Genomic DNA, 21,177 nt, shown 5'->3' on the forward strand with positions numbered 1-21,177 from the left:
AAAAATATAACTGTAAAAATAAACTTGGCTAAAACTAACCTGTATTTTTTTGATTTTCAAGTACTAATAATTGTTTTATTTAAATAATTTATCAAAGATCATTACTTTTTAAATAAATTAAAATGTAATGTGTTTTAAACCTTCTTTAAAGCTTTCTTGAATTCTACTCCAATCATCAATATTTGAAACTATTTTTGGGGTTACTAAAATAACTAATTCCGTTTTATCAGTACTGTCAGAATCAGACCTAAATAAATGACCTAATAAAGGTAAAGAACCAAAAAATGGAATAGAAGTAGCACTAGTACTTTTATTTTCACTTATCAAACCACCAAGCATGACTGTTTGTCCATCACCAGCAACCACTTCAGTAGATAATTTGCGTTCAAAAATAGAAGGAGAGCCACTGATATCAATACCGTCTGGAGATACATTCGAAATATTTTGTTCAATAGACATGATAACAGTGCCTTGTGCATTCACCGTTGGTGTTACAACTAAATCAATGCCTGTTTTACGGTATTGAATAGTTGTGGTTTGACGTTCACCATTGATAGGATCCGAAGTTGTGCTGCCGACCGTTGGAATATCATCACCAACGCTAATTGAAGCTGGCACACCGTCACGCACTAATATAGTAGGTCGTGACAATACGTTAATTAAACCATTACTTTGTTTTAAATTAACACTAATATTACTATCTAACCCTACAATTGAGTAACTAAAGCCATTTTTGCTACTAAAATTAAAGTTTTCAGTGTTACTACTGTTATCACCACTTGATATTGCATACTCAACCCCTTTTGCAAAAGAGCCAGTTAATTTAACTTCAGCAATAACCACCTCTAACATAACTTGCTTAGGCATTACATCTAATTTACGAATAATCGGTTGCAATTCTTTATAATGTTTTCCTGTAGAATAAAAAATTAAGGCATTAGCTCTTTCATCAACGACTAAACGTAAATGATCACCTTCTATTGTTTCTACAGTGTTGGCATTAGTAGCAGCTTGGTTATTATTAGCAGTGCTGTTAGTTCCTTGTGTAGCGTTAGTGCTTTTTCGGTTAGGCACATAATCACTTTTTAATAACGGCGCTAAGCTTTGTCCTAAATCAGAAGCTCTAGCGTACTTAGGGTGGTAAAGATAAAAGCTTTGCTCTGACCCTGTTGCTGGTTTATCAAGTTGCTTTGTCCAGTATTCTACTCTATCAATAATTTCATCAGCTGAGGCAAACACAACAACTTTACCTAAATGCTCTAACTGAATAAAGTCAACACTAGAGGAAATTCCTCGAGCACCACCTACAGAAACTCCTTCTTTAGCTAATAATTGAGTAATTTTTTCAACAAATGTGTCTGAGTCAATATATTCAAAACCTAATAATGCCATTGCTTTATTATGAATTGACTGGCTATCGAGGAGTTCGATTAATGATAAAGCACGTAATATTTGTTCTCTCTTTCCATTTAAGGTCACTAAACCTTGTGCTGGGTCTATTGCAACATTGGCATTAACTAATGAAGCAATAGTGCTTCTTAATCCTGTAGATGTACCATATTTAACAGGTACTAGTTGAATAATGTCACTTGATACATTAGGAACATCTTTTGCTTTAGCTCCAAAACCAAACGCCATATTTGATTTATCATTCTGAGGGCTTAACGAATGTATAAAAAATATGTCATCATTTAAAGCAACCCCTGTTTTATGCTGTTCAAGTACTTGTTGAACAAGTTGAAAAAGGCGACGTGCTGAGACTTTTTCTTTTAGAGCTAATGTAATTGGAGTTTTATTATCTTTAATTTTAGACTCAAGAATATAGGATACATTTAATAAATCACCGAAAACATAATGTAAAAAATCAGCCAGCGGTAGTTCATTTACTGATACTTGGAAATTTTCTTTGTTATCAAACTGGTTTGACAAATCGATATTTAGTTGTAATTGTTGCCTTTGTTCATCTAACTTATTGATTCTTGTAAACTCTGAAGACTCATTCAAGCTTGTTACAACTTGCTCATCTTGGGTGTTGTTTTTTCTTTCTTTATTATTGAGATAAGAATTTTTTAATGAAACCTTTTTAGCTTCGACAGTACTGTTCGGTGACATAACTGTATTACTACAACCTACAATTAGTATAGGAATAATTACTGATAAAAAAGTCCGCTTGACTATACGTTTATTTATGAAAAATTGTTGCTTATTATTAATTATCATCATTTTTTCTTTCAAATAGGTTAAATTCAATATTATTATTATTTAAGATAAAGTTAATTTTAGTTACATCGATAGAAAGCAATTCAGCACCATTAGCTAACTTATCCCCTGCATACATTTGCTTTATATTACCATTTTCCAACTTTAATAATACGAAAGGTTTTGTTGAATCAAAAAACACCCCATGGAAATAAATCTTTTCATTCCCAACTGTGAGCTCGTTAGCACTATTTTTTTGAATTTTTACTGAAGGTTGGTTAACCTTTTTATTATCAATAGCTATCTGTTGCCAATACTTTTCAGCTTCGGTTAATTCATCATTCAAACCTTTTGGTTGATATAATTCATTAATAACTGTTCCTAGTTTAGGATTGGTACTTTTATCTTTTTGAGAAAAAGAGAAAAAAAACATTAATGATAGAGAAATACTACTTAAAATAACTATTAGCTTTGTCACTGTTCAGTCCCTCCTTCATTACTTATATATTGAAAAAAGTTAATGGATAATTTGGCGTTAATTGGTGCAAGTGTATTATCATTCAACGCTGAAGAATTATATGAATACTTTTTAATAATAATTAAAGGAGAGTTACTTTCAATTTCACGGGTAACTGACATCAGGCAATTTAAATCTCCTTTGTACCTTAATTCAACAGCCCAAATAGATAATTTATCACTTAATTTTTCATTTCCCCGAAATATAATCCGTTCGAAATCACAACCAGATTGCGTAATAATACTTTTAATTATTTTTTGAATGGATAATTTAATAGTATCTACATTGTTATCAAGATAGGCATATTTAGGAATTAAAGATTCATTTTCTGCTAATATTTCATTTGCCCCTGTAATATTATCTTTATTTTTAATTAACCTTTCAGTTTTCTCTAACCTTCTCTCTAATAGCCTCAAGTTTTCTAATTGTTCATCTTGCAAAGAAAACAAAGGAACAACAATAAAATTCAAAACCAATAACGCAGCTAGCAATAATATATAATGTTTATAACGAGATAAGTCTTCCATTACATATCACCTTTTATATCAATATTTAAAACAAAGACATCATTACCGAGTGATTTACGAACCCCACCTTGAAGACCAACAGTATTTACAAATTTATATTTCCCTATTTCATCTAGTATGTATATCGCATCTTCTGCTGTCCCTCTGATAACAGCAATATTATCTTTATTATAAAATTGATTAACCTTCATACCGAGCTTCAGTAAGTGATGTAATACCTCCCAGTCATGGTGCGTTTTTCTAACACCACTTAGTTCATTTGAAAATAAATCAAATTCCTTGGTCAACATATCTTGCTTTTGTTTCTGAGCAATAATAGATAACACACTTTCATCACCTTGTTCTATCATTGAGACAGTGGTACTTTTACTCAGCCAAAGATATGAATTATTGATGATTAAAAATACCAATACAGATAGAATTGGAACCCAATACAAAACGTGCAACTTACTATAATCAAACCAATTTTTAAAACTAAATAAGCAAGTATCCCTAAAACTACTTAAGTTTTTATTTAAGAGGTTAGAAATTATAAATTTTGGAAACTCTACTTCAGAAATGCTTAATGAAGTTATAGATTGAGGAAAACCTACACTCAACTTGTATGTACCTATTGAGTTTACTATGCCTTTTGCATAGGTAGATTTTTGACGGTCATTTATATTACTAAAAAATAACTTACCAGCCAAGGTGTCTATATCAAGTAATTGTTCACAAGCATCTTGTGCAAATAACTCAGATTCTGGAATAAAAATTTTACTTTCACCTAACCTCTCAAATAATTTTTTTTGGAAAATAATTTCTTTTACATCAAAGCCATCTATATCTTTATTTACAAAAACTTGAAAAATTCTATCTGAACTTTTATTAGTTTCTTTTTTTAAAGCTAATATTTTATCTAATTCTTTTTTAGTAACGGAAGCATAAGATTGCCATTTTTCACTATAGTGGCATTTAGCAATAATAATAACTTTAGGGACTGACTTTGAGAAATCTTTAAGTTTATCACCTTCAATTTTATATAGTTTATTAGAGTAATAACCTAACTGACCGATAATCCAGCTTTTTAATGATGGATATTTATTGATAAAATTCAAATTCACTATTTATTCCATTCTATATTCGAAAGTGTTATTGGTCTTTTATTGGCATTAGGACGCAATATTACCTGAAAATTTTTGTTAAGTTGATTACTTTCTGATTCAATCAAAATTTTTACCCTGATCACTCGACCAGTTGATAAAGTAATGTTATCTCCTGCATCAATACCTGTTATACGATAAAAGCTATGAGCATTTAACTGATTTTCTTCTCTTAAAGTTTTTAGCTGACTGAAAGCAAGTTCATTATTAACAAATGCTTCTAATAACTTTAGTGGTGAATTTAATGGATTAAATTGTGAAAGAAGCTCGAGTGAGTAATATTTATTCCATTGCTCTTTTGATAAAACCTTCGCTTCTTTGATGTTATTAACTTCATCCATGCTTTGTAAGTAACTGTTTCTAGGTTCAGGCAGATTGAGTTTATTATAATAATCACTTTCAGCACCATTCAAATGCTTTAAATCGTCTTTGTCTTTCCAGTCTTTTAATGAATCCAAAAATGTGCGCACGCTATCATCTTTATTACCAAGTAGCTCAAATAAACGGGTCGACAATTTATTATTCATGTAGTTCAAACTTAATAAACCATTCAAGTCTTGCAATGTAATACTCACTTGCTCATTTAATTTGAAGGTTTCACCATGAAAATTCCATTTTTTGACTAATTCATTATCGCTCTCAATGTTTTTGTAGCGCTTATGAGTAAGTAAAGTATGCAAAAGTTCAGCTTCTACAGATTCGAGAATTAAATCTAGTTTTTGGTTATTTTGAATTAGTTGAGCTACTTTAACTTGGTTACGTACAGACTGATTAATAAAAATACCTAACATTGATAATATAATGGCAATAATCAGCACTTGTATAAGCGCAATACCTTTTTGCTTATTAATAAATAAGTTAAGCATTAAGCGTCATTCCTGAAATTAGCAATTAAGGTATAAATGGTATTATTAGGTAAGTCGATATTAAATGAGCTTTGACTGTTTTCTTTTGCTAAATTTAAATGAATACTAATGGGAAGTACTCTAATTTTTTCTAATTCATGCAACTTATATTGTTTACGTAATTCTCGTTTAACGACATTTTCAGCAATATTAGCTTGCTCAAGTGCATCAGCAAATGATGTCCACCCATAGAAAGACCATTCAATAGCATTATACTCTTCAAATAATACAGTCTCTTTTTGCCAGTCGATTATATTTTCAAGTTCTGATAAATGAAAAAGAGGTTGATTCAACAAATTATTTTCTCGATAAATTAATCGATCTTTTTCTGCTTCTCTGATCACTTCAAGTTCAACCAAAGCAGTACCAGATGAAAACAATGGGGAGTTTGAAATAAAACGAATTGTTGATTTAGTTCCAACAAAATAGATACTTTCTTTATTGTTATTATTTTTAACAACATAACTTACTGCAGAAATAAAAAGTTTATTTAAAGCATCTATGCCAATACCTTGTTCAGTGCCCTGCCAAAAAATATCCACGCGTTTCTGCCATTTTTGACTATAAAGGCTGTAAGCATAATAACCAGAAAAGAGCACCATCATTAACAGTGACGTAGCAAGCATTAACTCAATTAATGTAAAGCCTTTATTTTTTTTAAGTGATGTCAATACCGTTACCATGTAACCACCTTAAAACTGAATGGTTGTCGTGGGCTTTGTTTTGATTGAACATTAACACTTACATTAAATAAACTAAACTGGTTACGAGGAGGCTCTGCGTCGGATAATTCCATTGCTCTTGAGTTAAACTTTTCTCGAGTTGCTTGCCATTGAAAATAAATACCATTGATGGTTAGCTCACCAACATGTTCAGATAATTTTCTGTTTTCAGCGAGCTTTCTAAGGTCAGATTTAATGGCTTGTACTGCAACGATACTAGCTTGAGAAACCCTTGCATTTTCAGTAATTTTATTCGCCGATAAACTGGAAGAATTATATAGCTCTGCCGTCAATGCAAGCGCAGTAAATAATATAACTGATGCTATCAATACTTCTATTAATGTAAAACCGTTACTTTGCTTTAATTTCATCGAATACTGCTTTCAAAGGAAATTGTTTAATGTTGCCATTGAAAAACACGCCAAAAGAATCAGGCGAAATGATTCCTTTACTAGAAATTACATAATCTTGTGCAACAAAAGTAAGTTGTTCAAAGAGTAAAACTGAGTTTTCAATTGTTGTGTTATCTAATTCAGCATCGATTTGTTCATTGATCATTAATTTATTTTCTTGTAAGCGAAGATAAATTGGGCCTTGGCCATAATATGATTGATAGGAGAGTTTTTTAAAGAGTTGAGACACCTTTTCTAACTCAACTATTCTTTCTTGCTGTGCGATATTTTTTTGAACAACACCACCAGTTAAAGTTAACAAGGTTGCAACTATGGCCATTACGACCATAAGTTCTATTAATGAAAAACCTCCATTATTTTCCGGTTTTTTTTTAAAACGGAACATCATTAATAGACACCATGCTCATCAACATAGAAATAACTATACCACCGACAAATCCGCCCATAAAAACTAACATAAGCGGTTCTAACAAGGTTGTTAGCTTTTTAATAACCGCATCTAAATCAGTCCGGCTTCTGCTTGCAACTTCATTAAACACACGTGGTAATGTGCCCGTTTCTTCTCCAACTTTTATAATAGATAAGAAAAACTCTGGGAATATTTGTGTTTTAGATAAAACAAAACTTAACTGTTTACCTGACTTTAACTGACCAAGCGCTTGTTTTGCTTCTCGCTTTAAGTCTTCATGCTTCAAGGTGTTAGAAGTAAGATCAAAGGTAGTATCGAGTTGAAGGCCTGCTTCTAGCATCATCGCCATTGAAGATGCAAAGCGTATTCTTTCAGAAGTCAGAATGATTTTTCCAATCCCAGGAATTTTTGCCGCTGTTACATAGCACCAATTTCTAAATCCAGCTTGTTTATACGCGTAACTTACAGCAAAAATAGCCGCGATAATTCCACCGATTATAAAGTGTTCATAAGCAACAAAAAAGTTACTCACCCCAATAATCATCTGTGTATACCAAGGAGCCAAGGTGATATCAGTGAAAATTCCTGACATTTTCGGAACAATAAACGTTAAGACAAAGTATACTGCCGCTAAACATACAAACATAATTACGCTTGGATACGTAAGTGCTTGTGAAATTTGAGCCTTAAGTTCTTTACGAAACTTTAAATCATCCGCTAATTTTTTTAATACTTCAGGTAAGTTTCCTGATGTTTCACCAATTTCTAATAAACTTATATAAAGTGGATCGAATAGTTCTTCATGTTCGCTAAATGCGGCACTTAATGAAGATCCTTTTTTTAGAGAAGCAGATATTTTAAATAAGAGTTTATTTAATGCTGGTTGGGAATTAGTTTGTTGTATTATTTCAATACCTTTATCAACTCGCACACCGCTTTCAAGTAACAAAGATAATTGCGAAGTAAAAAACTCTAGCTCATCTAAACTGATACCTCGTTGAAAGTAATCTTTTAAAGATTTTTTATTCGATAATTCTATTAACTCAATAACATGAATGCCATCAGCTTGCAGTTTTTTTTGCGCATCAGCATTATTCAACGCTGTGATATTACCCTGATGCCGACTACCTTCAGTATCAATGCCTTTAAATTGAAAGTCCATTAGCCAGCAACTCGCAACACTTCATCAATAGTTGTTACGCCTAGTAAAGCTTTATAAAACCCATCTTCTAAGAGGTTTCTTCGCTGTAAGGCATCATTATGAGCTTGCGCTTGACGAATAAATTGATCATTTTTTGGGATTTGTTTGATCTCGTCATCGCAACGCAAATATTCATTGATCGCTATTCTACCTTTATAACCAGAATGATTACATTGATCACAACCAACCGCTTCTAGTAAAGTTATAGAATCAAGTGACGCTTTCTCTTTTACTTTTTGTAAAGGATAATTGATAAATAATTCATCTATATTTTCTGCAGGTTTAGCACAATGTGTACAAACTTTACGCGCTAAACGCTGAGCCACTATAGATACAAGCGCTGCATTTAATAAAAACTCATCCACTCCTAAATCAAGTAAACGAGTATAAGCACTTGCGGCATCATTAGTATGAACAGTTGAAAAAACTAAATGCCCTGTTAACGCTGATTGTAATGCAATTCGCGCAGTTTCTGCATCCCTAATTTCACCCACCATGATGATATCAGGATCTTGTCGAACAATAGAACGAAGACCTGCAGCAAAATCGAAACCAATTTCAGGATTAACATGAACTTGGTTAATTCCTTCTAGTTGGTATTCCACAGGGTCTTCAAGCGTAATAATTTTAACATTTTCACTATTGAGTTCATTCAAAAATGTATAAAGAGTCGTTGTTTTACCTGAACCAGTAGGCCCTGTTAAAAGAATAACACCGGTGGTTTTTGCTAAATCTTGCTGAATTAGTAATTGAGTGTCGCTTGCTAACCCTAATACAGACATGTCGTATCGAATAGCGTCTTTTTTCAAAAAACGTAAAACGATACTTTCGCTTTCATTTAATGGTAATGCCGAAACACGTATATCGAGTTCTTGATTCGCAATGCGCATTTCAATTTTACCATCTTGCGGGCGTCTCTTTTCAGCGATATCCATACCCGATAAAATTTTCAATCGAGTGATAATTGGCATTTGCATTTTAGTGGCAAGATTTTCTACCGTATGTAAAACACCATCAATACGATATCTCACTCGATATTTGTTGCTATATGGTTCAAGGTGCATGTCTGATGCACCGCGAGCAAGCGCTTTGGTGATCAAAGTATTTAATAAGTTAACAGTAGGAGCCTCCACTGCTAATTCCCTTAATCTAGCTTCCTCGTCACCACTTAGTTCATCTTCATCAGGTAAGTTATCTGTTAAGGCTTGTATTTGGTAAAAATATGCCTGTAAATCTGATTCTTTTGCCAATTCAAATTCAACATCCAAATTATTATTTTGGATGTATTCAGTTAACTCTAAATCTAATGGATCTTTGGCAGCTATGTATCTTTTATTCCCTTCTTTAGTAGAAAGCAATAATGCATTTTTAGCCTTAAAAAAGCTTAACTCTTCAGAAGGCAATTCTTCCACCTTCCAACCTTGCCATTGGCTTGCATCAAAAATAGGTAAGCCTAATACTTTTGAAAATAAAGGGATTAGGTCATCTTCAGTAAGGCAGCCCATATTTACTAATATCTGCTCTAAACGGCCGCCATTCCGACTCTGGAATCTTTTTCCTTTATCTAAATCTGACTGAGTAACCTGAAATTCAGTTAGTAATTCATTTTCTAATGAAATCATTGATGGATAATATCTTCATTTTCGTCAGTACCACCAACTTTACCATCAAGACCGTAGGACATTATTGAAAATGGCATGCCATTTTCTCCTGGTGTTTGGTAAACATATGGCTGACCCCACGGATCTAGAGGAATGGCTTTTGGTAAATATGGTCCGTCCCAATTGGGGTTTGTACTAGCTCTTAATTCTTCTAATGAGTTTGGAACTGTACCAATATCTAAGCGATATGTGTCAATAGCCGTTTCAAACATTTGCATCTGTGCAACAGCTGTTTTCTTTTTTGATGAACTTACTTTAGAGAATAATTTTGGTGCAACTAATGAGCCGAGAAGTCCAAGAATGATCAAAACGATCATTAACTCCATTAAGCTAAAGCCTTTATATTTTTTCATAATTATTTGGTTTACTATCTAATTAATATACGAGTTGAAAGTATATTAACGTTTGGCGCCTAGATTAGGCAATGAAAAACTTATAAATCAATTGTTATAAATTATTTTATTGCTCGGATAAACTTCCAAGCATGTTGTATAGCATATGAATAAGCGATAAAAGCAAGTAGATAAAGCGATAATAGTATCCATTCAGCTATCATAAATACTTCCCCTAAAATGCCCACTATCGCAAAAGAAATCGCTAAAGCACTTATCGCCCATAATGACTGACGAGATGACAAGCCTAAACGCATACAAATATGATGAAGGTGTCCGTTATCAGCTTTAAAAGGAGAATCCCCTTTACGTATACGACGAATCATGATGGCAAACATATCCATTAATGGAATGGCAATTATCCATAGTGCGGTTACAGGTCTAAATGATGCTTCGGATATGTCGGTGTTTTGTGTACTTAACGCAAGCAACCAAATAACGGTTAATCCCATAAACATACTACCCGCATCGCCCATAAATATTTTTTTACCGCGTGGATTACGCGTACTAACGTTATAAAATAAGTAAGGAATAATAGCGACTACTAAAATAAGTGGTAGCAAAATATCGGCTGTTTGATCATTTATCAGTGTTAAAATTGCTACAGATGAAATAGTAACAATACTCATCGACCCTGCTAAACCATCTATACCATCAATCATATTAAAGGCATTAATAGCGGCAACACAAGCAAGCATAGTAAAGATCATACCAAAATTACCTAGCTCTATTTGCCCTGTAGCAAAAAGGTTACCAAAATCATGAATATAGATACCAGCACCAAACACCATGATAGTGGCAACAATGCCTTGGAAAATCATCCGTGGCGCAACTTTTAAATCGTAAATATCATCCATCGTCCCTATAAACACTAATAGAGCTGATGAAATAAAATATAAATTGAGTAGTTTACTTTGGTCAATGAAAAGAGTTGAGGCAATTAATACCCCAGTATATATCGAGATCCCACCAATTAACGGTATTGCACCATCATGCTTTTTCCTTGCATTTGGTAAATCCACTAAACCAATCTGAGGTGCAAGTGGTAATAAAATTTTAATAGTAGAAATTGAAACAACAAAAGCGACTAACAGTGCACTTAGAGTAAATAGCATTAGATAACCCTGTTTATTAGCCATAAAATTCCTTTTCTGGCTAATGTTTTATATTTTTTTAATATAACAAATAAAAAGCGCGCTAATTATAGTATTCAATGAGCCGCTAATCTAGACTTTTACGAAAATATTACTAATTAAATAGGCATAAATGTAAATTATTATGCCTTTACCCGTTATTGTTATCATTCGAGTGTAATATTTACTCAAGTTTAGCTTACTTAATAATGCAAGCGTTATAAACCTGAGATTGCTGCTACGGCCACGGCTGCTTGATAAACAATTTGTGTTGCTGCCTGCCATAATGACAAGTCTTCCATGTAATAAGAATCTAATGGAACAACAACCGTATCACCTGGTTTTAAGCTATTGTCATTAGATTCAAACCAATTACTATCATTAGGAATTTCTACTGCACCATTAGCTTTTATGACATAAATCCGGTCTTCATCAGCTTGTTTTTTATTGCCACCACTTAAATCTACGTAATCAAAAGCGGTTAATCCTGGCTTATATATATGAGAAGAGGCAACTTGTACTTGCCCTACAACGTTAATTGAATTCTGTTTAGAAGGGATATACAACACATCTCCATCTTCCAAAGTGACATCAACATCAGCATTTGAAGTAATTAGCGGTAAGTCAACGACCAATCTACCAATAGGTTTTATGTTTGTTAGATCAGCAAGTAATTGACTAGTTTGTTTATAATCAAAGTTAGCAGAGCCTTCACGTTGCGATAAGTTTTTCGAGGCAATTTCCATTCTTAAACTTTCAGAGACTTTTACCAGGTTTTTTAATTCAAGCTGTTTTAATTTTTCACGAGTAAATAAAGACGCTTCTATATAGGCAAACTCAGTAAAACCACCAACTCGCTCAATTAATTGCCCTAATGTTTCGCCACGTTTAATGGTGTATTTTCCAGGGAATTTAAATTCACCTTTTAGTTCTACATTATGGTTTTCCTGCCAAGAAGGAATGTGATGTACATTAATACGGTCTTTACTTTCTAATAAATGATTATCATGTTCACTACCATTTAACGCGGCTGATAATTTAAAATTTATCGACGTTTTATCAGCTTTATCATCAACAATAATGTTTCGTGTAATCTCAGACTTCATTAGATAAGCTGATTCTTTCAGGCCACCTGAAGCTTTTATTAAATCACTCACTCGGCCATTTTTAGATAATGGATAAAGCCCAGGATATTTTACCGCACCATCAACTTCGACTAACTGTATCGGTTGCCCTGAAGCCGCTTGACGTTTTAATTGTTCGATAATAGGCGCTAATAATCGTTTACGTGAGAAAAAACCTAGCTCTCGAATTTCTAATTCTTTATTGGTATCTCCAGCAAATTCTTCAATTGATTGATAAGTCTGTTTTAACGTTTCTTGTGCTTGACCAACTTCATCTAGAACTTTAACCGAAGTGCTTGAATCTTCATCACTGTAATGCTCCCAAAATTTTCTAGATTCATATTGCTCTTGAGCATTTTCTTTTTCTAAATCAAAGAGTTCAGTTTTTGTTAAGGCAAAATCATCTAATGAATCAATATTTGAGGCAATAGTTTCAATATTTGAAAAGACAACAATTTTATCTCTTGGCTGCAATTCCAGGTTTTCTTTTGATTCAATATCACTCAAAGCATCGAACAAGCTAAATTGCAGCACCTCAATATTTCTGCCAATGTCTTTCTCACGAATAACTAAACTGTATGTTAAATCAGCATCATCTTCTAAATATGCATGTATATTTGGGATCAGATCAGAAATTTTTTGATTCTCTTTCCATTGATAACGACCTGGACGGGCAACCGCTCCAATAACCGTTATAGAATCTTCATAGAGATCTGATGTTTTCATCACTCGGATCACATCTCCCGATTTTACAGTGCCATTTAGCGAGTTTTTGTCAGTTAAATCAACACTTTGAACAACTCTTTGATTTTCTTCATTAAATCTTTCTACGATGGTAGAAGCGGGATATGCCGATGGTAATAATCCACCTGCCATAGATAAGGCAGATTTAAACGTATCATGATCTGAAAGTTCATAGATTGCTGGACGAGTAACTTCACCTTCAATGGTGATTCTATCTCCTACAGGGTTAATAAAAACAACATCACCTGACTTTAAAGTTAAATCGTTGGATGAATCGCCTTTAATTAATAAGTCATATAAGTCTAATGTTGTGATTAATTTTCCTGCTCTTTTTAATTGAATGTTTCTTAAAGAACCAATGTCATTGATGCCACCTGCAGCAAAGATTGCGTGAGTAATACTCGACAATGAGTTCATCACATAAGGGCCAGGTTTAAATGCTTCCCCTAATACAAAAACTCTAATTGAGCGTAAATCACTCAAGGTAATTATCGTATCTACCCCTAATATCTTATTATTTATTTGACTTGCTAAGTATTTTTTAACTTCTAAGAAAGACATTCCCATAACCGAATAGGCACCCAATTCAGGTATGATAATTTGTCCCTCTCGATTGATTTCTAATTCGTAATTGTTATTTTCTTTACCAAAAACTTGTACCGTTAATACGTCACCAGGACCAATAAGATAAGACTCTGGCACTGCGATATCAATTGTTGGTGCAAAGGTTAAAGGCGCATTGGCAAAAACATCGTAGCCGAAAGGTTGAGGCCCCTTTTCTTCATCTTCCTCGGTATCAGGTGAAAATTGGTTATCAAAAATTGGATTGCCAAATTCATCGAATTGAGTGCCTCTTGGATAATATTGCTGCAATGTCGCTTCTTGTTCAGTGTTGTTATTTTGATTGGTCGACATTTGACTTTGTAGAGCAGAAAAATTAATCCCCATGCTTTGTGCTAATGATTTTTGCTGGGCTGGTGATAATTTTTTAAATTGCTCAAGCTGCTGAGGTGTAATATTGCTTGGCATTTGTGCCGCGTGCATTTTACCAACCAACATAACACTCAAACAAAGAGCTAAAAACAAACTAAAAATCTTATTTACTTTAATCATTTATCACGCCAAAAGTTACTTAACTTATAAAAGGTACTATTTATTACTAAATTAATTTAATAACAAAATATTAATCAATTTCTTCAAACTCATCCATGAAAGCTTCTAAATCTTCTTCGCTTTCATCAACTTCAATAGGTGGGTTACCATCATACACTTTATACTTCATATTTTGAAAGTAAGCGTTTTTAACAAACTCATATGAGTCAACAGAATCGTTTATCAATTGCTCTTGGTCTGCTAATGCAGCTCTTTGCTCAAGGCCAATAACACCGACTCTTAATAAATTAGGCCAAAAATCGATAATTGCTAGTGGCCAGTAATATCGGTCGACGTAATCACCCACTTCTTCTCTAACTGATGTGGGTCCCATTGCAGGTACCACTAAATAAGGTCCATCTCCAACGCCATACACACCAAGCACTTCACCAAACTCTTCTTGTTCTCTTGTCCAGCCAAAATCACTTGCAGGATCAAAAATCCCCAATAAGCCGATTGTTGAGTTTAAAACGAATCGCCCGGTATTTTTCGCCGCTGCTGAAAATTTCCCTTGCAATAGATTATTAATGATTGACGAGGGTTCATTTAAGTTCATTGCCATATTAAATAAACCTGTACGAACATCTTCATTGACGTATTCTACATAAGCTTGCGAGGTTGGTTTTAAAACGTATTTATCAGCATAGTCCCAGGTAAAGTCCCAAAATGGTCTATTAATTGATTCAAGCGGATCTAAAGGCGCCGTAGAGCTGTTTTCAACCTTTGGAGTCGATGAACACCCCGTTAGTACGAGTAAAAACAAAGCAGCAAAAAGCTTGAGTGTAGTTGATATATTTTTTAAAAAGGCAAAAGACAAAACAATCTTTCCTTGCTTCAATATTGTACGTCTAAAATTTGGAGTGGAGTTTATCATGCAAGTACGCTATTCGGTACTTTTTGATGTTTAAAAATCGTGAAAATGTTGATAAAAATTGTAAAATTATTTATTTTTTCGTTTGTGCATCGCGATTAAGATTTCGGCTTCTGCATGTGGTAAATCACATTCACGAACAAGTTCATCGACATCAGCACCCAATTTCACCATTTTTTGTGCACGACTATAAAGTTTATCTTCTGGTTGTTGTTGCTGAATTTGCTCTATAACGTCATTCGTTTGGGAAAGTTTTTCTTGCAGTACTTTTATACGATGTTCAAGTTGTTGACTGATCTGCTGATGCTCTAACTGCCATGCTTGCAAGGCTGAATCTTTTTCCTCCCGTTTTATTTGCTGCTGTTCACTTGCTGCTTTTAGCTCGCTAATAATAAATTCATAGCTCTCAATTTGCACTTCAAGTGCGTTAAAACGGGCATCGTTTTTTTTATTATTGAATAAAATGAGTATGTATAAAATTAGTGCTATTGCAATAAACACAAGACTATAAGTCATTAAAACATCCATAGAAGCAACTTCTTTCAACATACTCATTTCGAAGGCTTTGCACTGAAAAGTACAAAACCTAATCAGTTAGAATTGTTTTAATTCATCCCATTCGTCATCAGATAATAATTTATTCAAATCAACTAAGATGAGTAGTTCACCTTCCCTGTTTGATACACCTTGAATGAATTTTGCGCTTTCATCATTACCAACATTCGGCGCGATATCAATTTCTGATGCTCTTAGATAAACCACTTCTGCAACGCTGTCTACCAGTATGCCTATAACTTGCTTTTCTGCTTCAATAATAACTATACGGGTATTATCGGTAACTTCTGAAGATTCGAGACCAAATCGAGAACGGGTATCAATTACAGTAACAACATTACCACGTAAATTAATGATCCCTAATACATACAATGGCGCCCCCGGAACAGGAGCTATTTCGGTATAACGCAATACTTCTTGTACCTGCATTACATTAATACCATATGTTTCACTGTCTAATTTAAATGTTACCCATTGTAATACTTCATCATTGGTATCAACATTATCATTTGCACTGCGTCTTTCGTCAGACATACCGCTTGCCTCTTAAAGTTATTCACTTTTATACTAGATTATTATTAATATAGTCTATCGTTCAACTTTTTAATATTAATTCTATAAATATTAATGTGTTGACTGATTTATATTTGCACCTTCTTCGAGCATATGGATTAATGCGTCAACATCTAACAAGGCGCACATCCGCTCTTTCACTAAACCGGCTAGCCAAGGCCTCTTCGTTGCCCCCTCTAACCACTTTACATCCTCGTGTTCTAAAGTAACCGTATCAATTAAATTTTCGGCCATCAATCCCCAATGACTATTATTTAACATGATAATATATTGATAGTTTAGCGAATCTTTTAGCGTTTGGTTACATTTTTCCGGCATTACCCATAATGCGGTATCTACCACATTGATTTTTTCTTCACGATGAAGCATAACCCCTTTAAACCAATCAGGTTTGCCCATTAAGCTGTTAATTTTATCAACGTTATGAATGCCGCCAAGTTCAATAAGCGGTACTGCAACTATTAGCCCCGCAACATCAAAAAACATCGCCTGAAAACTACCTTTTCGATAGTTTTTATCAGGGTCAATTTTAAATTCTGCCAAACTCTTTTTCGTTTGGATCTGAGTTTCTGCTTCAACTTCCGCTTTAACTTCAACCTCTGGTACCACTTTATCTGCTATTTTTGCCTGTGGTGGTTCAATCACTTTATTTTCAGATTTAACCGAGGTGATCACATCAAGTTTCGAGTTATCTATGGTTTTAGCTACACTAGCTTGTTGCAATAATTTATCGAGCTTTTCTTTTTCTAGCGATTGAGTAATCGCTTCACTTTCAGGCTTGATAGAAAGCTCTTCATCCTCTGTCATTAATTCTGACAGATAGTTTTGCATTAATTTTTGGCTCGCAGCTAATGACTTCTTCATAAATAATTAGCTCATTCTTTTTTGAAGTTTAATTAAATAGTCTAGCAGATTTTTATACGCTAATACGCCACGACTTGACGGTGAAAAATCTGAAGGAACGCGTTGAATATTGCTTGCGTTTCTAAAGTTGGTGTCTATTGGCACAACGCCATTCCAAACAGCTTCGCCATATAAATCTTGTAATTTTTTATAAGCAAGTAAAGATGCTTTAGTTCTTTTGTCAAACATGGTTGGAATAATGGTATATATAAAGGGTTTTTGTTGCTCACCTTGCATTATTTCCATAGTTTTCATCATTCTATCTAGGCCTTTCAGAGCAAGAAATTCCGTTTGCACTGGAACAATTATTCTATCGGATGCAACCAGTGCATTTACCATCAAAACCCCTAAAACAGGCGGACAATCCATTAATACATAATCGTATTCATCTGATAATTTTTGAATGGCTTTTTTAAGAACTAGTCCCATGCCCCCTTTCGCACCTAAAGATCTATCTAACGTTGCTAACCCCATAGTAGCTGGCAAGATATCAATATTTTTGTATGCGGTTGGGCAAAGCGTTTGCATGATTTGTTCTTTCGTCGACACTTGTACAAATAAATCATAAACACTTAGTTCAAGATCTTCTGATTCAATACCAAAATAATAACTAAGGGATGCATGTGGATCAGTATCAACTAATAAAACTTTTTTGCCACGTTCGGCTAATAAACCACCTAACGAGATCGTTGAAGTAGTCTTACCGACACCACCTTTTTGATTTGCTACTGTCCAAACAACCAAAAGTTCACCTATTAAGTTATTAAATTAAAAATCAAAGCTATCGATAATTTATTTCTTTTAAAATAGCTTTAGAAAACTCAAGTAAAGGTAATTCAAGCGATGAAATCCCTGCATTTGCTACAGCTTGTGGCATGCCATATACAACACATGTTTCTTCATTCTGAGACCAAATAACAGATCCTTTGCTTTTTAACATTCTTGAGCCATCTCGGCCATCAGAACCCATGCCCGTTAATATTATAGCTAAAACATTATCGGAAAATATTTTTGAAGTAGAACCAAAAGTTATATCAACACTTGGTTTAAAAGCTATTCGAGCAGAATCATCTTCTAAAATTTTAATTCTAGGATTCGTCTCTTTTCCCTCAAGTACCATCTGCTTACCACCTGGTGCTAAGTATGCGCAACCGGCTTTAAGGATATCTCCATCTTCAGCTTCTTTTACCGTGATTTTACATAAAGAGTTCAACCGAGTAGCAAACGCTTTGGTAAAAGCGGCTGGCATATGTTGAACCATAATAATTGGCAAAGGAAAATCACTCGGCAATTGAGTTAATATTTTTTGTAAAGCGACAGGACCGCCAGTTGAAGTACCTATCGCTAGTAACTTATAAGCTTTACCCGAAGCTTTACTAAAAGAACTTGTTCGACTTATAGGTTTTTTAATGTCATTTATCGTATTAGTTGAGGTTGCACTTCTAATACTTTTAACCGGTGGTGTTTCTTTTTTGAAAGAAGAACGTGTTGCCCTCCCACCTTTCTTGCTCGCTAACTCTAAAACTCTTTGCTTTAATACGCTGCCAGCATCTCCCGATGTTTTAGCAATTTCATTAAACTTTTTAGGTAAAAAGTCTAATGCTCCGGCGTCTAACGCTTCTAGAGTCGCTTTAGCTCCTTGATGTGTTAAAGATGAAAACATTAAAATAGCGGTAGGCGAATTTGCCATAATTTGCTTAACGGCTTCAATACCATTAAGCAAAGGCATTTCAATGTCCATGGTAATGACATCAGGCTTTAACTCTTTTGCTTTTTTAACCGCTTCCAAGCCATTCACTGCAACATCAATGACCGTTAAGTTTCTGTCACTATTGAGAATATCACTTACTCGACGGCGGAAAAAACTGGAGTCGTCAACAACCAAAACCTTATAGGCCATTTATCATCTCTTTAAACGTGCTTTATTAGCAATTATGAACGCAATTTTTTATTTACGATGGATTTTTTTGCGTAATACTTCAGCATGCTTGGAACATCGATAATGAGCGCGATACCACCATCACTTGTAATCGTTGCCCCTGCCATACCAGGAGTGCCATGTAAAAGTCTATCTAAAGGTTTAATTACAACCTCTTCTTGGCCAATTAAACTGTCTACAACAAAACCAATCTGCTGTGCGCCTAATTGAACAATAACAACATGACCTTTATCTTTAGGTTTATCATCACAGCCTTTAACTAACCATTGATCTAAATAAAATAAAGGAATCGCTTTCTCTCGAACAATGATAGTTAATTGACCATCAACCAAATTGGTATTGGTTAAGTCTAAATGGAATATTTCATTTACGCCGGCTAACGGCAAGGCAAACGTTTGCTCACCAACAATCACCATTAAAGTTGGTAAAATAGCCAATGTTAATGGTACTTTTATTTCTAAAACGGTACCAACACCCATCTCAGAATCAATATTTACCGTGCCATTGAGTTGGGTGATTTTAGTTTTCACCACATCCATACCAACACCACGTCCAGATACTTCTGAAATTTCTGTTTTCGTAGAAAAACCTGGGGCAAAAATTAAATTAAACGCATCAGAGTCAGACATGCGATTCGCAGCATCAGCATCTAAAACGCCTCTTTCAATAGCTATTTCTTTTAACTTCTCGGCATTCATACCTGCGCCGTCATCTCTTATCGTTAATAAGATATGATCACCTTCTTGAGAAGCAGACAAGACCACAGTACCTTCTCTTGGTTTACCCGTGGCTTCCCTTTTATCAGGTTCTTCAATACCATGATCAACTGAGTTTCTAACTAAATGCACAAGCGGATCAGCTAAAGCCTCAACGAGGTTTTTATCTAAATCTGTTTCTTCACCTTCAAGAATTAATTTAATTTCTTTATTTAAACTTCTCGCTAAGTCACGTACAACTCGAGGGAAACGACCAAAAACTTTCTTAATTGGCTGCATACGAGTTTTCATTACAGCACCTTGCAGGTCTGTAGTGACAGCATCTAAATTAGACACTGCTTTAGTTAATTCTTCATCTTCTTTCGTCATGCCCAAACTAGTTAAGCGATTTCTCACTAATACTAACTCACCAACCATATTCATAATTTGATCTAAACGTTGTGTATCAACACGAACGGTTGTTTCGCCTTGTGATGCTGTTGGCGCCGGTTTTTTATCTGTTGCTTTTTTGGCTGGTGCTTTTGGAGCAGCGGGTTTTGCTGCAGGAGTTGGAGCAGGTTTTGCTGCAGCTACTGGTTTCTCAACTGGCTTGGGAGCTGGAGCTTTAGTCGTATTTTGTGGTGCTTTTCCTTGACCATGTAATTCATCAAGTAAACTTTCAAATTCATCATCATCAATTTCATTTGATGACTTCGTAGCATTAGACGACGTTGAAGCCGCATTACTCTCAATATCTGGAGAAAAAGCGCCTTGACCATGAAGTTCATCAAGTAAACTTTCAAATTCATCATCTGAAATTTCATTGCTATCGCTTGACGTTACAACGGGTTTTGCCGGAGTAGAACCACCATGTAATTCATCCAACAAACGTTCAAATTCATCTTCACTCATTTCATCATTTGAGGAAGATTCCGCAGCGGTTGGAGTTTCAACGTCAACAACTGGCTCTGGTTCACTAGCTACTTCAGGTTCGGCTCCTTCAGGAGTACTTAAACGGTGTAATTCAGCAAGTAATTCTGCTTCAGCTGCAACTAAAGGTTCTCTCGCTTGAACTAAAGCAAACATATCGTTAATCGTATCTAATGCTTGTAAAATAACATCCATTAGTTCCGAGCTTACTGAGCGTTGACCGTTACGCAGCAAATCGAAAATATTCTCAGCACCATGACAAACATCAACAAGTTCTGTTAACGCTAAAAACCCTGCACCACCTTTAACTGTGTGAAATCCTCTAAAAATCGCATTCAGTAAATCGGCATTGTCTGGATCATTTTCTAGTTCTACAAGTTGCTCAGATAAACTTTCAAGTATTTCACCAGCTTCGATTAAAAAATCCTGAAGAATTTCTTCATCTGCTTCATAAGACATCCAGCAACTCC

Annotated in this window: 20 protein-coding genes; all 20 read right to left on the reverse strand. The window is 34.4% G+C overall.

The annotated features are described in order from the left end of the window. Nucleotides 1-117: 117 nt before the first annotated feature. The gene (locus Q4493_RS00945; RefSeq protein WP_303448686.1) at nt 118-2,112 is read right to left on the reverse strand and encodes a secretin N-terminal domain-containing protein; all 1,995 of its coding nucleotides are present in this window, start codon (nt 2,110-2,112) and stop codon (nt 118-120) included. 97 nt (nt 2,113-2,209) lie between these two features. Beyond that, entirely contained in the window at nt 2,210-2,677 is a 468-nt protein-coding gene (locus Q4493_RS00950; RefSeq protein WP_303448688.1) for a hypothetical protein, read from the reverse strand. Further along, nucleotides 2,674-3,243: a hypothetical protein gene (locus tag Q4493_RS00955; protein ID WP_303448689.1), complete on the reverse strand. Its 570-nt coding sequence runs from the start codon at nt 3,241-3,243 to the stop codon at nt 2,674-2,676. Before Q4493_RS00955 ends, Q4493_RS00950 begins: the two co-directional genes overlap by 4 nt. Then, complete coding sequence (locus tag Q4493_RS00960) at nt 3,243-4,346, reverse strand: hypothetical protein (protein WP_303448691.1); 1,104 nt, start codon at nt 4,344-4,346, stop codon at nt 3,243-3,245. The genes Q4493_RS00955 and Q4493_RS00960 overlap by 1 nt, the downstream gene beginning before the upstream one ends. Further along, on the reverse strand, nt 4,346-5,251 hold the full coding sequence (locus Q4493_RS00965) for a type II secretion system protein GspK (RefSeq protein WP_303448693.1): 906 nt from the start codon (nt 5,249-5,251) through the stop codon (nt 4,346-4,348). Before Q4493_RS00965 ends, Q4493_RS00960 begins: the two co-directional genes overlap by 1 nt. After that, nucleotides 5,251-5,973 carry a prepilin-type N-terminal cleavage/methylation domain-containing protein gene (locus tag Q4493_RS00970; RefSeq protein WP_303448694.1) on the reverse strand — a complete coding sequence of 241 codons (723 nt, stop codon included), beginning with the start codon at nt 5,971-5,973 and terminating at the stop codon, nt 5,251-5,253. The genes Q4493_RS00965 and Q4493_RS00970 overlap by 1 nt, the downstream gene beginning before the upstream one ends. After that, on the reverse strand, nt 5,967-6,383 hold the full coding sequence (locus Q4493_RS00975; RefSeq protein ID WP_303448696.1) for a PilW family protein: 417 nt from the start codon (nt 6,381-6,383) through the stop codon (nt 5,967-5,969). The genes Q4493_RS00970 and Q4493_RS00975 overlap by 7 nt, the downstream gene beginning before the upstream one ends. Then, the gene (locus tag Q4493_RS00980) at nt 6,364-6,813 is read right to left on the reverse strand and encodes a type II secretion system protein (RefSeq protein ID WP_303448697.1); all 450 of its coding nucleotides are present in this window, start codon (nt 6,811-6,813) and stop codon (nt 6,364-6,366) included. The genes Q4493_RS00975 and Q4493_RS00980 overlap by 20 nt, the downstream gene beginning before the upstream one ends. Further along, complete coding sequence (locus Q4493_RS00985; protein WP_303448698.1) at nt 6,797-7,996, reverse strand: type II secretion system F family protein; 1,200 nt, start codon at nt 7,994-7,996, stop codon at nt 6,797-6,799. Before Q4493_RS00985 ends, Q4493_RS00980 begins: the two co-directional genes overlap by 17 nt. After that, a complete protein-coding gene (locus tag Q4493_RS00990; RefSeq protein WP_303448699.1) occupies nt 7,996-9,657 on the reverse strand; it encodes a GspE/PulE family protein in 1,662 nt (553 codons plus the stop codon). Before Q4493_RS00990 ends, Q4493_RS00985 begins: the two co-directional genes overlap by 1 nt. Then, the gene (gspG, locus tag Q4493_RS00995) at nt 9,654-10,049 is read right to left on the reverse strand and encodes a type II secretion system major pseudopilin GspG (RefSeq protein WP_303448702.1); all 396 of its coding nucleotides are present in this window, start codon (nt 10,047-10,049) and stop codon (nt 9,654-9,656) included. The genes Q4493_RS00990 and gspG overlap by 4 nt, the downstream gene beginning before the upstream one ends. Before the next feature lie 101 nt (nt 10,050-10,150). Then, nucleotides 10,151-11,227, reverse strand: a complete 1,077-nt coding sequence (wecA, locus tag Q4493_RS01000) for a UDP-N-acetylglucosamine--undecaprenyl-phosphate N-acetylglucosaminephosphotransferase (protein WP_303448703.1) — start codon at nt 11,225-11,227, stop codon at nt 10,151-10,153. Between the two features lie 212 nt (nt 11,228-11,439). After that, complete coding sequence (locus tag Q4493_RS01005; RefSeq protein ID WP_303448705.1) at nt 11,440-14,202, reverse strand: SLBB domain-containing protein; 2,763 nt, start codon at nt 14,200-14,202, stop codon at nt 11,440-11,442. A 70-nt stretch (nt 14,203-14,272) separates the two neighbouring features. After that, entirely contained in the window at nt 14,273-15,058 is a 786-nt protein-coding gene (locus Q4493_RS01010; RefSeq protein WP_303448706.1) for a VacJ family lipoprotein, read from the reverse strand. Between the two features lie 123 nt (nt 15,059-15,181). Further along, entirely contained in the window at nt 15,182-15,661 is a 480-nt protein-coding gene (locus Q4493_RS01015; RefSeq protein ID WP_303448708.1) for a DUF2802 domain-containing protein, read from the reverse strand. Nucleotides 15,662-15,706: 45 nt separating this feature from the next. Continuing rightward, nucleotides 15,707-16,201: a chemotaxis protein CheW gene (locus Q4493_RS01020; RefSeq protein WP_303448709.1), complete on the reverse strand. Its 495-nt coding sequence runs from the start codon at nt 16,199-16,201 to the stop codon at nt 15,707-15,709. Nucleotides 16,202-16,291: 90 nt separating this feature from the next. Beyond that, a complete protein-coding gene (locus Q4493_RS01025; protein ID WP_303448711.1) occupies nt 16,292-17,104 on the reverse strand; it encodes a chemotaxis protein CheW in 813 nt (270 codons plus the stop codon). A 6-nt stretch (nt 17,105-17,110) separates the two neighbouring features. Then, nucleotides 17,111-17,887: a ParA family protein gene (locus Q4493_RS01030; RefSeq protein ID WP_303448712.1), complete on the reverse strand. Its 777-nt coding sequence runs from the start codon at nt 17,885-17,887 to the stop codon at nt 17,111-17,113. Nucleotides 17,888-17,924: 37 nt separating this feature from the next. After that, nucleotides 17,925-19,043, reverse strand: coding sequence for a chemotaxis response regulator protein-glutamate methylesterase (locus Q4493_RS01035; protein WP_303448713.1), 1,119 nt, complete (start codon nt 19,041-19,043; stop codon nt 17,925-17,927). A 32-nt stretch (nt 19,044-19,075) separates the two neighbouring features. Beyond that, nucleotides 19,076-21,166 carry a chemotaxis protein CheA gene (locus Q4493_RS01040; RefSeq protein WP_303448715.1) on the reverse strand — a complete coding sequence of 697 codons (2,091 nt, stop codon included), beginning with the start codon at nt 21,164-21,166 and terminating at the stop codon, nt 19,076-19,078. Between the last annotated feature and the right edge of the window lie 11 nt (nt 21,167-21,177).

It is taken from the genome of Colwellia sp. 1_MG-2023 (assembly GCF_030546755.1).
GTDB lineage: Bacteria > Pseudomonadota > Gammaproteobacteria > Enterobacterales > Alteromonadaceae > Thalassotalea_H.

What these genes read in the sequence shown, in the direction of transcription:
- Q4493_RS00980 (WP_303448697.1), bottom strand. Translation starts at nt 6,813, where the DNA reads ATGATGTTCCGTTTTAAAAAAAAACCGGAAAATAATGGAGGTTTTTCA.
- Q4493_RS00945 (WP_303448686.1), bottom strand. Translation starts at nt 2,112, where the DNA reads ATGTCACCGAACAGTACTGTCGAAGCTAAAAAGGTTTCATTAAAAAAT.
- Q4493_RS00985 (WP_303448698.1), bottom strand. Translation starts at nt 7,996, where the DNA reads ATGGACTTTCAATTTAAAGGCATTGATACTGAAGGTAGTCGGCATCAG.
- Q4493_RS01040 (WP_303448715.1), bottom strand. Translation starts at nt 21,166, where the DNA reads ATGTCTTATGAAGCAGATGAAGAAATTCTTCAGGATTTTTTAATCGAA.
- Q4493_RS01005 (WP_303448705.1), bottom strand. Translation starts at nt 14,202, where the DNA reads ATGATTAAAGTAAATAAGATTTTTAGTTTGTTTTTAGCTCTTTGTTTG.
- Q4493_RS01015 (WP_303448708.1), bottom strand. Translation starts at nt 15,661, where the DNA reads ATGTTGAAAGAAGTTGCTTCTATGGATGTTTTAATGACTTATAGTCTT.
- gspG (WP_303448702.1), bottom strand. Translation starts at nt 10,049, where the DNA reads ATGAAAAAATATAAAGGCTTTAGCTTAATGGAGTTAATGATCGTTTTG.
- Q4493_RS00970 (WP_303448694.1), bottom strand. Translation starts at nt 5,973, where the DNA reads ATGGTAACGGTATTGACATCACTTAAAAAAAATAAAGGCTTTACATTA.
- wecA (WP_303448703.1), bottom strand. Translation starts at nt 11,227, where the DNA reads ATGGCTAATAAACAGGGTTATCTAATGCTATTTACTCTAAGTGCACTG.
- Q4493_RS01020 (WP_303448709.1), bottom strand. Translation starts at nt 16,201, where the DNA reads ATGTCTGACGAAAGACGCAGTGCAAATGATAATGTTGATACCAATGAT.
- Q4493_RS00965 (WP_303448693.1), bottom strand. Translation starts at nt 5,251, where the DNA reads ATGCTTAACTTATTTATTAATAAGCAAAAAGGTATTGCGCTTATACAA.
- Q4493_RS00975 (WP_303448696.1), bottom strand. Translation starts at nt 6,383, where the DNA reads ATGAAATTAAAGCAAAGTAACGGTTTTACATTAATAGAAGTATTGATA.
- Q4493_RS00990 (WP_303448699.1), bottom strand. Translation starts at nt 9,657, where the DNA reads ATGATTTCATTAGAAAATGAATTACTAACTGAATTTCAGGTTACTCAG.
- Q4493_RS01035 (WP_303448713.1), bottom strand. Translation starts at nt 19,043, where the DNA reads ATGGCCTATAAGGTTTTGGTTGTTGACGACTCCAGTTTTTTCCGCCGT.
- Q4493_RS00955 (WP_303448689.1), bottom strand. Translation starts at nt 3,243, where the DNA reads ATGGAAGACTTATCTCGTTATAAACATTATATATTATTGCTAGCTGCG.
- Q4493_RS01025 (WP_303448711.1), bottom strand. Translation starts at nt 17,104, where the DNA reads ATGAAGAAGTCATTAGCTGCGAGCCAAAAATTAATGCAAAACTATCTG.